The following is a 14,736-nucleotide window of genomic DNA, read 5'->3' as shown; positions in this document are numbered from 1 at the left end:
CGAGCATGGAATTGCAGATTGGCTGCAGGCCCAAGGGGATGATAAGAGCATGTGCGGCCTGCTTCCTGCTGGCCGCAATTCTCTCATTCCCAGGTGTCGGATTTGCTTCAGGCAATATCGATGCCCTGCTTGCGCGGGCTGAAGGTGCACGCAACGTCGATGCGAAAGAATTTCAGGACACGCTTGCGCAGCTTAGGTCGATTCGCGAGAAGGCCACGGCAACCCAAGCAGATCACATTGATCTGCTTGGTGCGTATGGTTGCATCCTCGAAGGTGATCATGCCAAGGCGATCAAGGTCGCGTCACAGTTATTCAAGGGGGCAAGGGACGTCAACATCCGGTTTCGTGCTGGATTGTTGGTCACTAACAGCGCAGCTGCAATCCGTGATTTTCCGCTTGGACTGCGCTACCTGACCACTACCCTTGCGCTCGATGCCGGCAATGTCGAGCCCAACCTGCGCCAAACGGCACTGGGCGTTTCGGCCTTGCTTCACAACCAGCTCGGCCAATATTCGCTGGGGAAACACTACGCTGAGCGCTTGCTGCTTCAGCGGTCAACCCCTCGTAACCGATGTGTTGCCAAGCAGTTGCGGCTTGAAGCGCTATATGGGTTAGGCAGTTGGGCCAAGTCGGACGACGAAGTTGACGAGGCAATCGCCGACTGCGATGCGCAAGGCGAAGCTATAGCCAGCAACCTGTTGCGCGGCTATTTGGCTAGACATTTTGTCTCACTAGGACAGGTATCCCGTGCTGTCGAACTTCTTGAGTCCCATCTTCCCGAAGTGGAGGAAACCCGATATCCATACTTGATCGGCGAGATAAATGGATTGCTCGCCGAGTACAAACTGATGATGGGCGATCCAGATGCCGCTGACCGACACGCGCAGGCAGTGCTTGAGCGGGGTGAGAAGGATGTTCATTCGCTGCCCGTCGTCACAGCGCATAGAGTGCAGTACGAGACTGCGTTAAAGCGAGGTGATATTGCCATCGCCCTTGGGGAGTACCGTAAGTACGCAGAAGCGGATAAAGCCCGCCTCGACGAGATCAAGGCCCGCGAGTTCGCGTTCCAGCTCAGCCGCCACGAACTGCAACAGAAGAACCAGGCCATCGAGTTGCTGGAGAAGCAGAACGAGGTGCTGACGTTGCAGCAACAGGTCTCGCAGGCGTCGGTCCAGAATTCACGTCTGTTGCTGACCCTGTTGGGCTTGGTCATCACGGCCATCGCCTTGTGGGCCTACAAAGTCAAACGCGTGCAGGTCGCCTTCCGCCGCCAGGCAGAGGTGGACGGGCTCACGGGCATCAGCAACCGCTCGCACTTCCGCGAGAACGCCGAGGCGCTGCTGCAGAAGTGTGCCGGCGCCGGCCGCGAGGCCTCGCTGGTGCTGCTGGACTTGGACTACTTCAAGCAGATCAACGACACGCACGGTCACGCCGTGGGCGACTGGGTGCTGCAACAGGTCGCGGTGGCCTGCAAGGCGGCCTGCCGCGAAGGCGACGTGTGCGGCCGACTGGGTGGCGAGGAGTTCGGCATCCTGTCCTGCGGCAGCGACATGGACGCCGCGCGACGCATCGCGCAGCGCGTGCGTGAAAATCTGGCGGCCATCGACACAACCGTCATTGGCCAGCCGGTCACGGCCAGCTTTGGCCTGACCACGTCGGGGCGCTCGGGCCATGCGTTTGAGGCCATGTTCACCCACGCCGATGCCGCGATGTACCAGGCCAAGGCCGGCGGCCGCGACCGGGTGCGCGCCTTTGGCGAAGACGGCGTGGCCTCGGCGACCGTGCTGGAGCTGGTGCGCGGCTAAGCGGACGTCCGCGCGTCGCCGCCCGGGGAGGCGACCGTGTGCCGCTGCGCTGCCAGGAAGGCGCGCAGCGACGCCGGCTTGAGCGGCTTGGTCAGCACCGGACAGCCGCGCTCGCGTGCGGCCAGCTTGACCGCATCGCTGCCGTCGCCCGTGACCAGCGCCGCCGGCAGCGGCGCGCCCAGGCGCTCGCGCAGCGCGTCGATCACGCCCAGGCCATCCAGCCGATCGTGCAGGTGGTAGTCCACCAGCAGCACGTGCGGCAACTCGCCCAGCAGCGCCATCGCCTCGTCGGCACTGGCGGCGGTGAACACGGTGACCCGCCAGCGCTCCAGCAGCGTGCGCATGCCATCGAGGATCTCGCGGTCGTTGTCCACGCACAGCACGCGCAGCCCGGCCAGGGAGTCGGCGATGACGTTGCCGTCTGGCGCAGGCGCCTTGGGCGCCTGCAGCGCCGGTGCGGGCGGCACGGTGATGGTGAACACGCTGCCAAGCCCCACCCGCGAGCGCACCGACAGCGGGTGGTTCAGCGTGCGCGCGATGCGCTGGCAGATCGACAGGCCCAGCCCGAGGCCGCGCTCGCCGCCGACGCCCGGTTGGTCGAAGCGGCGGAACTCGTCGAAGATCTGCTCCAGGTGGTGCGCGGCGATGCCCGGGCCGGTGTCCCACACCTGCAGCTCGATGCGACCGGCCGCGCGTTGGCGCGCGGTCATCAGCACGCCGCCTTCGCGGGTGTAGCGCAGCGCGTTGGCGAGGAAGTTCTGCAGCGCGCGACGCAGCAACCGGCGGTCGCTGCGCACCGGCAGCGGTGTCGTCGGTGCGCGCACGCGCAGCTGCAGCCCACGCCCCGCGGCGCTGGGGGCGTACTGCGCGGCCAGTTCACGCAGCAGTTCGCCGGCATCGAAATCGGTGATCTCCGGTTTCAGCACGCCGGCATCCAGGCGCGAGATGTCCAGCAGGCCGTCCAGCAGGTCTTCGGCGGCGCGCAGGGAGGCGTCGATGCGTTCGGCCAGGTGCTGCTGCTCGCTGCCGTCGGGACTTTCGCGCAGCGCGGTGGTGAACAGGCGCGCGGCGTTGAGCGGCTGCAGCACGTCGTGGCTCACCGCAGCCAGGAAGCGGGTCTTGGACTGCTGCGCGGCCTCGGCCTCACGCGTGCGCAAATCCACGCGCTGTTCCAGTGTTTCGTTGACCTCGCGCAGCTGCTGCTCGGCGCGCTTGTAGTCGGTGACGTCGCTGTAGCTGGTGACGTAGCCGCCGCCGGGCAGCGGGCGGCCGCGCATTTCGATCACCTGGCCGCTGGCGCGCACGCGCTCGAACACGTGGGGCGTGCCGGCGCGCATGTGGTCCATGCGCCGACGCACCTTTTCCTCGATGGGACCGGGGCCGAGTTCGCCACGCTCGGCGTTCCAGCGGATCAGGTCGGCGACCGGGCGGCCGACGTACAGCATGCCGTCGGGGTAATCGAGCAGCTCCTGGTAGCGCTTGTTCCACGCCACCAGGCGCATGTCGCGGTCGACCACGCTGACGCCCTGGCTGATGTTGTCCAGCGTGGTGGACAGCACCTGCCGGTTGAAGCGCAGCTCCTCATTGGCCTCGTCCAGCACCGCGACCACCTCGCCCAACTCCATGCCCGAGCCGCGCAGCGCGGTGGTCAGGGTCAGGCGCGCAGAGGCGGCGCCGATGGCGGAGGCCAGCAGGCGCTCGGTGAACTGGGCGAGGGCGCGGTCGGCGGGGCGCTCGGGGTTCCAGGTGTCGTACTGCTGCGCGGCGTAATCCTCGAATGCGCGACGGGCGTGGCGGTCGCCGACGATGCGCTCGGCCAGCGCCAGCAGTTCACCGCTGCGCACGCTGCCGGCCCAGCCGCCCGGACCGAGCGGCGGGCGCTGCACGTAGGGGTCAAGGAACGGCGCGGCGGCCAGCTGGTCCTGCAGGCGCGGGCGCTTGCGCACCGAGACATAGACAAACCCTGCCACGTTGAACAACAACGACCAGAACGTGCCGTGCGTCAGACGGTCCCAGCCGGTGACGCCAAACAACTGCTCCGGCCGCAGCGACTGGATCCCCAGCGGCCCGGTCGCGATCCATTCACCCTCAATCCATCCGCCCTGCGCCAGGGCGGGCAACAGCAGCGTGTAGGCCCACACGAGGGTGCCGGCCAGCACGCCGGCCAACGCGCCCTGGCGGCTGGCGCCGCGCCAGTACAGGCCGCCGATCAGGGCCGGCGCAAACTGTGCGACCGCCGCAAACGCGAGCAGGCCGTGCTGGGCCAGCGTGTCCTGCCCGATGGAGCCGCGGTGGTACGCATAGGCCGTCATCGCCAGTGCGAGGATGGTGATGCGCCGCACCCACAGCACCTGGCGGCCAATATCCGGCCCCTGGCGCAGCGCTTTCGAACGCAGCAGCACGGGCATGACCAGGTCATTGCTGACCATGGTCGCCAAGGCCACGCTGGAGACGATCACCATGCCGGTGGCCGCGGAGAAGCCGCCGATGTAGACCACCAGCGCCAGGGTGTCCTGGTTGAGCGCCAGCGGCAGCGCCAGCACGTACGTGTCCGGAAGGGCGCCGGTGCCGGCCAGCACCGACTGCCCCGCCAGCGTGATCGGCACCACCAGCAGCGAGAACAGCACCAGGTAGCCGCCAAACAGCCAGCGCGCGGCGCGCACGTCGTTGGGGTCCTGGCACTCCACCACCGCCACGTGGAACTGGCGCGGCAGGCACAGGATGGCGGCGAAGGCGAGCAGGGTCTGAGCCACGAAACCGGTGGGCAGGTCGGGTGTCACCACCACCCTCGCTGCATCGGCCATGCGTTCGCCCAATCCCCCCGTGCCGGGCAGGTGGGTCAGGGCGAACGCGCCGATGGCCACGAACGCCAACAGCTTGACCAGCGACTCCAGCGCAACCGCCAGCACCATGCCGTGGTGGTGCTCGGTGGCATCGATCTCACGGGTGCCGAACAGGATGGAGAACACTGCCAGCAGCAGCGCGATGTAGAACGCGGGGTCGCCCAGCACGCCGGGATTGGCCGGGGTGTCGGCCAGCACCTGCACGCTCATCGCCACCGCCTTGAACTGCAGCGCCACGTACGGCACCGCGGCGACCAGCGCCACCGTCGCCACCAATGCCGCCAGCCCCGGTGCGCGCCCGTAACGCGAGGACAGGAAGTCGGCGATGGAGACGATGCGGTGCTCGCCCGAGATCAGCACCAGCCGCTCGAGGATGCGCCAGCTGAAGATCAGCAGCAGCAACGGGCCGAGGTAGATCGGCAGGAAGCCCAAGCCGGTGCGGGCCGCCGTGCCCACCGCGCCGTAGAAGGTCCACGACGAGCAGTAGACCGCCAACGCCAGCGAGTAGACCAAGGGGCGCAGCCATTTCGCCTTGGGCGTGGTTTCGCGCTGGTCGCCGTAATAGGCCACGGTGAACAGCACGCCCACGTAGCCCACCGATACCAGCAGCAGCAACCAGCCTGGAATCACCCGTGCACGCCTCAGTACCGTGATGGCCTGAGTGTACGGTTGCGGCAGGCCCTGCGTGCAATGGCATTATTCGCTCAATGAGCCTGCCGACGCCCCGACCGCTGACGACCGCCGCCGGTCTGGCACCCGTTGCCGAGGCGTGGGGGCGTCCTTTCATCTGTCGCGCCGGCGTCGGGATGATGGTGGTCGCAGTCGTCGTGTTGCTGGGTTGGCAGTTCGACGTGGTGGCGCTGCGTACCGTGCTGCCGGGCGCCAATTCGATGAAGCCGGTGTCGGCCCTGGCATTCCTGCTGGCCGGCTTGGCCTTGCTCAACCGGTGCAGCGTCGTTCCCGTGCCGGAGCTCTGCCGGGTCCTGTCGGTGGTGGTCGCGACGTTGGGGGCGGGCAGCCTGGTCGCCTTCGGGCTCGAACTGCCGTTGCCCACGGACCGCTGGTACCCCGACCCCGAGTCTGCGGTGATCGGCCGGATCCCGGGGCGGATGTCGGAGGTGACCGCCGCGGGATTCGTGGTGCTGGGCATGCTGGGGTTGTTGCCCGACCGTGCGCCGTGGTGGCGCGTGCAGCAGCTGCTGGCCTTGCTGTTGCTCGGCCTCTCGATGTTCGCGCTGGCGTCGTTCGGCTATCAGGCGGGAGTACGCGCGGGGCAGATGGAGCCCACACCGGTGGCGATCCACACCGCCATCCTGTTCCTGGTCGCGGCGCTGGCGTGGCTGGCCAGCCTGCCGCCGAAGGGGCTGATGAGGGTGATGCACGCCGCGGGCCTGGGCGGGCTCGTGGCCCGGCGCCTGCTGTTGCCAGCCCTGCTGGTGCCCAGCCTGCTGGGCCTGTTCGCGCGGGTGGCGGGCGACTGGCTGGCGTGGACGCCGACCACGGTGGTCTCCACGCTGGCCTTGCTCAGCGGGAGCGCGCTGGCGGGCCTGATCTGGTGGGTGGCCCTGCTGCTGGATCGGCTGGAGCACGAGCGGGCGAACGCGCTGGCGCTGCATGACGAGAGCCACACCGACGCCCTGACCGGGCTGCCCAATCGGCGTGCCTTCGACGAAGCCATGCGCGGCCTGGTGCACGGTCGCCGGCATGCCGACCGCAGCTTTGCGCTGTTGATGCTCGACCTGGACCGGTTCAAGGACTACAACGACACCTTCGGCCACCTGGCGGGTGACCAAGTGCTGCGGCAATTGGCTGTGTTGTTGCGAAACACCTTGCGGCCCGGCGATCTGCCGGTCCGCTATGGCGGCGAGGAATTCGCGGTGTTGCTGCCCGACACCGACGCGCGTGAGGCTGCCGCCGTGGCGGAGCGCATCGTGCAGGCCTTCCGCGACGAGACCTGGCCGGGCCGGCCGGTCACGGTCAGCATCGGCTGGGCCGCCGCGGGCCGCGATGAAGCCGCCGAGACCCTGGTGGGGCGGGCCGACGCGGCGCTGTATGCGGCCAAGGCCGCGGGGCGCGACCGGGTGATGCAGGCGGTCGAGCCGGCGCCGTAGGGGCCGTGCCTGGGGTTCTCGGGCGTCGGGTTTGACCCCGGGCAACACCCGGAAACGCGAAAGCCCGCCAGGCGGCGGGCTTCCGGGATTGCATCCGACAAGGCGGAAGGCTTACTTGATCTTGCCTTCCTTGTACGGCACGTGCTTGCGCACGACGGGATCGTACTTCTTGATCTCCATCTTGCCGGGGGTGTTCTTCTTGTTCTTGTCGGTGGTGTAGAAGTGGCCGGTGCCGGCCGACGAGATCAGGCGGATCTTGTCACGCTTGGAAGCCATGGTTCAGTCCTCCTCAGATCTTTTCGCCGCGGGCACGCAGGTCGGCCAGAACGGAGTCGATGCCGTTCTTGTCGATGGTGCGCAGGGCAGCAGTGGAAACACGCAGCTTCACCCAGCGGTTTTCGCTGGCAACCCAGAACTTGCGCTCGTGCAGGTTCGGGAGGAAACGGCGACGGGTCTTGTTCATGGCGTGCGAGACGTTGTTGCCGGTCGTCGTACGCTTGCCGGTCACTTGGCAAACTCGGGACATACGCACCTCGAAAGGTAATTGGGGCTTCCCTTGGCCAGGGAGGCGGGCGGCCCTGCCGGCTGCGGACATCCGCGGGCGGCGCGCGATACGGGTGGGGTTCGTGCCCCCGTGTCGGCGGGCGGCCACTGGAACCGGGCGGGCCGGAATCGCGCTTCCGGGGATCCGCCTTGCTTGCCTTGTGGGCAGGCTGGACGCAGTGAGCCGCACATTATTCCAGAAGGGCTGCCTGTGGGCAACTTTGGGTGTGTTGGGCGGGGGTGGGCGCTGGGGCGTGGCGGGGCGGTCCGGCGCCACCCGGGGGTGCTCCGCCGGCGCGACGGCATCCATGCCTTTGGCGCCGAGCGCGGGCAATCCTGCCCGCTCTACGCACCCCCGGGTGGCGCCGGACCTCATCTGACGGTGAGGTGGGTCGGCGCCCAAGCCGCTGTTTGGGGGGGCGGAGAGAGCGGAAAGCTCAGCCCTTGGCCGTTGCCCCGCGCTCCGCTGGCGCCGCCTTCGTCTCGGCGATCCAGCGGCGCACCTCGGTCTCCAGCACCGGCAGGGGCAGCGAGCCCTGGCGCAGGAGGGCGTCGTGGAAGGCCTTCACGTCGAACTTGGGGCCCAGCTCGCGCTCGGCCTCGGCGCGCAACTTCACGATGGCGATCTCGCCCAGCTTGTAGCTCAGCGCCTGGCCCGGCCAGGAGATGTAGCGGTCGACCTCGGTGGTGACCTCGTGCTCGCTCAGCGCGGTGCGGTCGCGCAGGTAGGCCAGCGCCTGCTCACGGGTCCAGCCCTTCGCGTGGATGCCGGTGTCGATCACCAGGCGGCAGGCGCGCCACATCTCGTAGGTCAGGCGGCCGAACTCCTCGTACGGGGTCTGGTAGATGCCCATCTCCTGGCCCAGCTTCTCGGTGTACAGCGCCCAGCCCTCGCCGTAGGCGGAGATGTAGGACTTGCGGCGGAAGTCGGGCTGGCCGGTCTGCTCCTCGGCCAATGCGCCCTGCAGCGCGTGCCCCGGCGAGGCCTCGTGCAGGGTCAATGCCGGCAGGTTGTACAGCGGGCGCGAGGGCAGGTTGTAGGTGTTGACCCAGTAGGTGCCGTTGCCGCCGCGGCCGGCGGTCCAGAACGGGGCGATGTCGTCGGGCACCGGGATGATGGTGAAGCGACCGCGCGGCAGGGTGCCGATGACCTTGCCCACCTCGCCGTCCACGCGCTTGGCGATCCACGCGGCGCGTTCCAGCAGCGCCTGCGGGGTGGTCACGTAGAACTGCGGGTCGGTGCGCAGGAAGTGCAGGAACGCGGGGAAGGTGGCCTGGCCTTCCGGTGCCTTGAACCCGACCTCACGGATGATCGCGTCCATCTGCGCCTGGATGCGCGCGACTTCTTCCAGGCCGATGGCGTGGATCTCGTCGGGCGACAGGTCGAGTGTGGTGTATTCGCGGATCTGCTGGCGGTAGAACTCGGCGCCGCCGGGCATCTGCGAAGCGCCCAGCGTGGTGCGCGCCTTCGGCACGTATTCGTTGCGGAAGAAGGTGAGCAGCGTGCCGTAGGCCGGTACGACGCGGTCCTTGATGGCGGCGCGCGCGGCTTCGCGCAGGCGCTCTTGGTCAGCGGCGGAGATGCTCGCCGCCAGCTTGCGGAATGGCGCGTACAGCGAGGCCTGCTCCGGGTCCTTCAGTCCGGCGATGGCGGCGATCGACACGTCGCGCCCGTCGAGCACCGCGCGCGGCACGCTGAAGCCCCGCGCCAGGCCGGCGCGCATGTTGGTGATCTGCTGGCCGAAGTGGCGCGGCACGTCGTTGAGCCGCGCGATGTAGGCCTCGGCGGCCTTCGTGTCCTTGAAGGTGGTGCGCGCCATGAAGCCGAGGTTGGACCAGAAAGACGAGTCCGAATTGAACGGCATCTCATAGCCGCCAAGGCGCACGTCGGCCGCGAGGTTCTGCACTTGCGCGCGATACACGGCGAGATTGATGCGGTTTTCGGCCGAGAGCTTGCTCGCATCGATGCGATCGAGCTGGCGCAGCACGTCATCCCACACCTTCAGCCGTGCCTGCTGGCTGGCCGCGTCCACGGAAGGCAGACGCGTATTGCCGCCGGAGGTGTCGCTGTCCTCGTCGGCGCCGCCGGTTTCGCGCTGCCGCCAGGCCCATTCCTTGGTGTAGATCGCCTCGAATCGGGCATCCGCCGTCGATGCCGAGGCAGTCGGCACGGAGGTAGCGGCAGAGGCGACGGCGACTGGCGTGATGGCCAGATGGAGGGCAAGAAGGCTGGGCAGCAGAGGCTTCACGATGCGTGGCGTCGGGCAATGGCGGAAGGCCGATCTTCGCACCTTGCCGGCGGCGCTGCATTTGCCCTTTTGAGGGGTTTAATCAATGCGAAGCGCGATCGCGCTTCCATCCACGGTGCTTGATGTCCAAATACAGGCTGTACCCCGCGGTAAACGCCGGAAACAGGTTCTGGATGATGCCCACCGAATCCTGCTTCTGCGAGAACACGAAATAGCTCAGCGTCATCCCGCTGCCCAGCAGGCTCATGTACCAGAACAGCCGCGGGATCACCGGCTTGCCGTGCCGGCGCGACGCGAAGAACTGCACGACCCAGCGCCCGCCAAACATCAGCGCGCCGGTCAGGCCGATCACCTTCCACGGCGACATGTGCACGCCGGTCCACTCCAGCCACGCGATCGGCGTGTTCATGAAGTCCACGGCTAGGGCCTCCACCGGCATGCTCAGAGCTCCTGCACGCGCGTAACCTTACCGCGCTTGATCAGCCACGCCACGCCGCGCAGGTCGCTGATGCCGACCAGCGCGCGGTTGAGGTTGTTGTACTTGGACACGCCCGCGGTGCGATGGCGATGGTGCACCGGCACGCTCACCGTCTTCCAGCCCGCGCGCTGCATCAGCGCCGGCAGATAGCGGTGCATGTGGTTGAAGTGCGGCAGATCGAGGAACGCCTCGCGCTCAAACAACTTGATGCCGCAGCCGGTGTCCGGCGTGTCGTCGCGCAGCATGCGGCTGCGGATCGCATTGGCCCACTTCGAGGCCCAGCGCTTGCTGCCACTGTCCTGGCGGTTCACGCGCCAGCCGGCGAACAGCTTGACCTCCGGCGCGGCCTTGGCGCGCTCGGCGATCAGCTTGGGGATATCCGCCGGGTCGTTCTGGCCGTCGCCGTCGAGCGTGGCGATCCAGGCGCCGCGCGCGGCCTTGACGCCGTTGCGGATGGCAGTGCTCTGCCCGCTCTGGGTGACGTGGTGCACGACGCGCAGCTCCGGCACTTCCGTCTTGAGCTGCTGCAGCACCGCCAGCGTGTCGTCCTTCGAATGATCATCGACATAGACGATCTCGAAGTCGCCGCCGTCAGCCGGGGCGCGTCCGCGCAGGGCGGCGGTGATCTCGTGCACCAGCGGGGCGACGTTGTCGCGCTCGTTGAACACGGGGACCACGACGGAAAGTTGGGGGCTGGTCGTCATCGGTCTCTGGAGTGAGGGCCTGCGGGGCCGTCTGCGGGGCCAATTGTCCGCGAAAACGGTGACCGTCGGACAGCTTTGGCGGGTCGTCTCGGAAGCGCCGGCCCTCACGATCGAGGCCTGGCGCCTGGAAGCGCCGTCGGTACGTCCCGTGGCGGTGGATCAAAACGAACGCTGAGAACGAACGCGTGGCCCGTCAACCGGGGCGGCGCGGTCCGGTGGCCGGGGCTCAGGCCTCGACGCGGCCGCGCAGGCGTTCCAGCACGCCTTCCAGCGAGTCCAGGTCGGTGTAGTGGATCACCAGCCGGCCCTTGCCGCCGCGCCCGTGCAGCACGTTGACCTTGGTGCTGAGCGATTCGGACAGTTCGCGCTCCAGCGCGGCGATGTCGGCCTGCGGCTTGGCCTTGGCCGGCTTGGCCTTGGCGGTGCTGCTGGTCGGGATCTGGCCGGCGGTCAGCTGCTGCACGCGGTGCTCGACCTCGCGCACCGACCATCCGGCCTCGGCCGCCTGGCGGGCCAGGGCAATCGCGGCCTGCGGGGTCAGCGACAGCAGGGCGCGGGCGTGGCCCATGTCCAGCGCACGGGTTTCGACCAGCACGCGGATCTCCGGCGGCAGCTCCAGCAGGCGCAGCAGGTTGGACACCGCCACGCGCGAACGGCCCACGGCCTCGGCGGCCTGGGCGTGGGTCAGGTCGAACTCGTCGATCAGCCGCTGCAGCGCGTTGGCCTCTTCCAGCGGGTTGAGGTCCTCGCGCTGGATGTTCTCGATCAGCGCCATGGCGACCACGGTGCGGTCGTCCACTTCGCGGATCACCACCGGGATTTCGGTCAGGCCGGCCAGCTTGCTGGCGCGCCAGCGGCGTTCGCCGGCGATGATCTCGTAGGTCTTGCCGCCCAAGTCGCGCACGACGATGGGCTGGATCACGCCCTGCGCCTTGATCGACTCAGCCAGCTCGGCCAGCTTGTTTTCGTCCCACACCTTGCGCGGCTGGTACTTGCCGGCCTGCAGCGCGTCGATCGGCAGGGTGCGCAGCGAGTCGCCCGGGACCGCTTCCAGCACTGGCGCCTCGGCGGCGGCCTCGGGGCCCAGCAACGCGGCCAGCCCGCGGCCCAGCCCACGCTTCTTCGCGGCGGCGCCGCCCTTGGCGTTGCTCATGCCGCGACCTCCGGGGTGGCGGCCGGCGCGGCCTTGGCGGCCTGTTCGCGTTCGCGCTGGCGGCGCAGCACTTCGCCGGCCAGGCCCAGGTAGGCGATGCCGCCGCGGCTGGCCTTGTCGTAGCCGACGATGCTCTGGCCGTGGCTGGGTGCTTCGGCCAGGCGCACATTGCGCGGCACGATGGTGCGGAACACGCGGTCGCCGAAGTGGTTGGTCAGCTCCGCCGACACTGCATTGGCCAGGTTGTTGCGCACGTCGAACATGGTGCGCAGCACGCCTTCGACCTCCAGCGCCGGGTTGAGCCTGGCCTTGAGCGCGTTGATGGTGTCGAGCAGGGCGCTGATGCCTTCCAGCGCGTAGTACTCGCACTGCATCGGCACGATCACCGAGTCGGCGGCGGTCAGCGCGTTGAGCGTGAGCAGCGACAGCGCCGGTGGGCAGTCGATCAGGATGAAGTCGTAGTTGGCACGCAGCGGCGCGAGCGCATTCTTGAGACGCTGCTCGCGGCCGTCCTCGTTCATCAGGGTGATTTCGGCCGCGGTCAGCTCGATGTTGGCCGGCAGCAGGTCGAAGTCCTCGGCGGTCCGCTTGAGGATGCTGGCCGCATCGGCCTCGCCCAGCAGCACGTCGCAGATGGTGGCGTCGATCTCGCGCTTGTCGATGCCGCTGCCCATGGTCGCGTTGCCCTGCGCGTCCAGGTCGACGAGCAGCACGCGCTTGGGCGTCTTGGCCAGGGCGGCGGCCAGGTTGACGGCGGTGGTGGTCTTGCCGACCCCGCCCTTCTGGTTGGCGACGGCGATGATGCGGGCCATGCGGCTCGTCCTGGTCAATGACGGAAGGGATCCGGCGCGGGGCCGGACCAATGATTATGCACGCTGCCGCCGGGCGCTGCCGAGCGGGTGAAAACGTGACCCCAGTCGCGGAGTGTGGCGCGTGCAGCGGCGTGGGCGCGGCGCGCGACAACGGCAAGCGGCACGCCGTAGCCGTTATTGGTGGCCAAGCTGGGCGGAGGCCCGGACCGGCGTCCGAGCGCGGGCGGTGGTCCCGGGCTCAGCCGGCCGTCGTGCGACCGACCACCACCAGATGCCGCTCGGCGTCCAGGCCCGGCACTTCCAGCGGGTGCGAGACGCGGACCGCCCAGCCGGCGGGCAGGCCGGTGATCTCGTCGACCGGCTGCACGCCCTTCATTGCCAGCAGTTCGCCGTCAGGTTTGAGCAGGTGGCCGCCCAGTTCGATGATCAGCGGCAGCGTGGCCAGGGCGCGGGCGGTGATGGCGTCATAGGCACCAGGCTCGGCCAGGGCCTCGATCCGCGATTCGGCCACGCGCACGTCCTTCAGCCCCAGCTGGCGCACGGCTTCGCGCATGAAACGCGCCTTCTTGCCGTTGCTCTCCACCAGGGTCACACGCAGGCCCGGTTTGACGATGGCCAGCGGGATGCCGGGCAGGCCGGCGCCGGTGCCGAGGTCGGCCAGTGCGCCGCCGCGGGCGGCGATCGCATCGACGTACGGGTGCATCGCCAACGAGTCGAGCAGGTGCTTGGTCACCATCTCGTGCGGGTCGCGCACGGCGGTGAGGTTGTAGGTCCTGTTCCAGCGCACCAGCAGGGCCAGGTAGGCCAGCAACGGGGTGGCGAGCGCCGGGTCCAGGCCGAGGCGGACGAGGCCGGATTCCAGCACGGGGCGCAGGTCGGCGGGCAGGTCAGGGGTGTTCATGCGGTGCGCAGTATGACGGCTGCGCTCAGGCGTCGCGAGCGCGCCACGCCAGCGCGCCGAGGTAACCGGGGGCGGGCGCCAGTTCGCGCACGTGCCAGGCGCCGGCGGGGCCGAGCGCGTCCTCGCAGGCGTGCAGCTCGAGGGTTCCGTCGGCGTCAGCGAAGACCAGCCGGTGCAGGCCGAAGGACAGGCCCTGCCCGTGCGCCTTCAATACCGCCTCCTTGGCGCACCACAGGCGCAGGAACTGCCGCTCGCGTTCGGCGTCCGGTTGCGCGCGCAGCCACTGCAGTTCCTGCGGCGCGAAGAAGCGCTCGGCCAGCGCGAGCGCGCGCGGTCGCGGGCGGACCCACTCCAGGTCGATGCCCACGCGCAGGCCGTCGCCCACGGCCACCAGCAGGCCTTCGCCACTGTGGCTCCAGTTGCAGTCCAGCGTTTGCAGGGGTGGCTGCAGGTGTGGGCGGCCGTGCGCGTCGCGCTCGAAGGCGACCTGCGCCGGTGGGCAGGACAGGGTTTCCGCCAGCCACGCGCCGGCTTGTGCCTGTGCGGTCCGCGTGCGGTCGCGCGGCAGCCACGCAATGCGCGGTGCAGCGGCAAGGGCGGAGGTCGGCGCCGGAGGCTTCATGCGGACCAGTGTACGCACGCCGTGCGCGCGGTCGGCTCTGCACGTGATCGACACGATGCTGAACGCCCGCGCGCGCCCTCACCTGGTCGTCACGCAAACCCCTGATTTCGAAGACATCGCCGTCACGTATCGCGACTGACACTGCATCCACCCCAACGACGCGGGGTGTGATTCACCCCTACGACCATTTCCACCATCACAAGGAGAGACGCACCATGGGCATCATCATTTGGCTGATCGTCGGCGGCATCATCGGTTGGCTGGCCAGCATGGTCATGAAGACCGACGGTCAGCAGGGCATTTTCCTCAACGTCATCGTCGGTATCGTCGGCGCGTTCGTCGGCGGCTGGCTGGGCGGCATGCTCGGCCTGGGCGGCGGCGACATCAACGACGGCAATTTCTCGATCACCGGCCTGCTGCTGTCGCTGGTCGGCGCGATTGTCCTGCTGGGCATCGTCAACCTGTTCCGCCGCGGTCGCGTGCGCTAAGCCGCAGCACTGCTTCAACGTCAAAGG

General features: G+C 68.6%; 13 protein-coding genes. 3 read left to right on the top strand and 10 right to left on the bottom strand.

Annotated elements, in window-relative coordinates:
* The first annotated feature begins 5 nt into the window (after nt 1–5).
* Entirely contained in the window at nt 6–1,805 is a 1,800-nt protein-coding gene (locus ACYVBS_RS03560; protein ID WP_460821827.1) for a tetratricopeptide repeat-containing diguanylate cyclase, read from the top strand.
* Here ACYVBS_RS03560 and ACYVBS_RS03555 read toward each other — a convergent pair.
* Nucleotides 1,802–5,278, bottom strand: coding sequence for a hybrid sensor histidine kinase/response regulator (locus ACYVBS_RS03555; RefSeq protein ID WP_460821825.1), 3,477 nt, complete (start codon nt 5,276–5,278; stop codon nt 1,802–1,804). The two genes, ACYVBS_RS03560 and ACYVBS_RS03555, sit on opposite strands and share 4 nt — an antisense overlap.
* 77 nt (nt 5,279–5,355) lie before the next feature.
* On the opposite strand from ACYVBS_RS03555, the gene ACYVBS_RS03550 reads away from it, so the two are divergent.
* Complete coding sequence (locus ACYVBS_RS03550; RefSeq protein ID WP_460821824.1) at nt 5,356–6,759, top strand: GGDEF domain-containing protein; 1,404 nt, start codon at nt 5,356–5,358, stop codon at nt 6,757–6,759.
* Between the two features lie 111 nt (nt 6,760–6,870).
* On the opposite strand, the gene rpmG is transcribed toward ACYVBS_RS03550, so the two are convergent.
* The 9 genes from rpmG to ACYVBS_RS03505 all read right to left on the bottom strand — a co-directional run bounded on the left by rpmG (nt 6,871) and on the right by ACYVBS_RS03505 (nt 14,221).
* Nucleotides 6,871–7,035: a 50S ribosomal protein L33 gene (gene rpmG / locus ACYVBS_RS03545; protein ID WP_036137644.1), complete on the bottom strand. Its 165-nt coding sequence runs from the start codon at nt 7,033–7,035 to the stop codon at nt 6,871–6,873.
* A 13-nt stretch (nt 7,036–7,048) separates the two neighbouring features.
* Nucleotides 7,049–7,285, bottom strand: coding sequence for a 50S ribosomal protein L28 (rpmB, locus tag ACYVBS_RS03540; RefSeq protein WP_460821823.1), 237 nt, complete (start codon nt 7,283–7,285; stop codon nt 7,049–7,051).
* A gap of 454 nt (nt 7,286–7,739) precedes the next feature.
* Nucleotides 7,740–9,551, bottom strand: coding sequence for a DUF885 domain-containing protein (locus tag ACYVBS_RS03535; protein WP_460821822.1), 1,812 nt, complete (start codon nt 9,549–9,551; stop codon nt 7,740–7,742).
* An 82-nt stretch (nt 9,552–9,633) separates the two neighbouring features.
* Nucleotides 9,634–9,960 carry a lipid-A-disaccharide synthase N-terminal domain-containing protein gene (locus tag ACYVBS_RS03530; protein WP_460822170.1) on the bottom strand — a complete coding sequence of 109 codons (327 nt, stop codon included), beginning with the start codon at nt 9,958–9,960 and terminating at the stop codon, nt 9,634–9,636.
* Nucleotides 9,961–9,992: 32 nt separating this feature from the next.
* A complete protein-coding gene (locus tag ACYVBS_RS03525) occupies nt 9,993–10,733 on the bottom strand; it encodes a glycosyltransferase family 2 protein (protein WP_460821820.1) in 741 nt (246 codons plus the stop codon).
* A gap of 226 nt (nt 10,734–10,959) precedes the next feature.
* Complete coding sequence (locus ACYVBS_RS03520; RefSeq protein ID WP_460821819.1) at nt 10,960–11,886, bottom strand: ParB/RepB/Spo0J family partition protein; 927 nt, start codon at nt 11,884–11,886, stop codon at nt 10,960–10,962.
* On the bottom strand, nt 11,883–12,698 hold the full coding sequence (locus ACYVBS_RS03515; protein ID WP_460821818.1) for a ParA family protein: 816 nt from the start codon (nt 12,696–12,698) through the stop codon (nt 11,883–11,885). Before ACYVBS_RS03515 ends, ACYVBS_RS03520 begins: the two co-directional genes overlap by 4 nt.
* A 238-nt stretch (nt 12,699–12,936) precedes the next feature.
* Nucleotides 12,937–13,599, bottom strand: a complete 663-nt coding sequence (gene rsmG, locus ACYVBS_RS03510; RefSeq protein WP_460821817.1) for a 16S rRNA (guanine(527)-N(7))-methyltransferase RsmG — start codon at nt 13,597–13,599, stop codon at nt 12,937–12,939.
* 25 nt (nt 13,600–13,624) lie between these two features.
* A complete protein-coding gene (locus ACYVBS_RS03505; RefSeq protein WP_460821816.1) occupies nt 13,625–14,221 on the bottom strand; it encodes a 4'-phosphopantetheinyl transferase family protein in 597 nt (198 codons plus the stop codon).
* Nucleotides 14,222–14,436: 215 nt separating this feature from the next.
* On the opposite strand from ACYVBS_RS03505, the gene ACYVBS_RS03500 reads away from it, so the two are divergent.
* Nucleotides 14,437–14,709: a GlsB/YeaQ/YmgE family stress response membrane protein gene (locus ACYVBS_RS03500; RefSeq protein WP_460821815.1), complete on the top strand. Its 273-nt coding sequence runs from the start codon at nt 14,437–14,439 to the stop codon at nt 14,707–14,709.
* Nucleotides 14,710–14,736: the final 27 nt, after the last annotated feature.

The sequence above is a fragment of the Lysobacter olei genome, assembly GCF_054777355.1.
The sequence above is the reverse complement of the archived record's forward strand: the minus strand, read 5'-3'. Positions and strand labels throughout refer to the sequence as shown.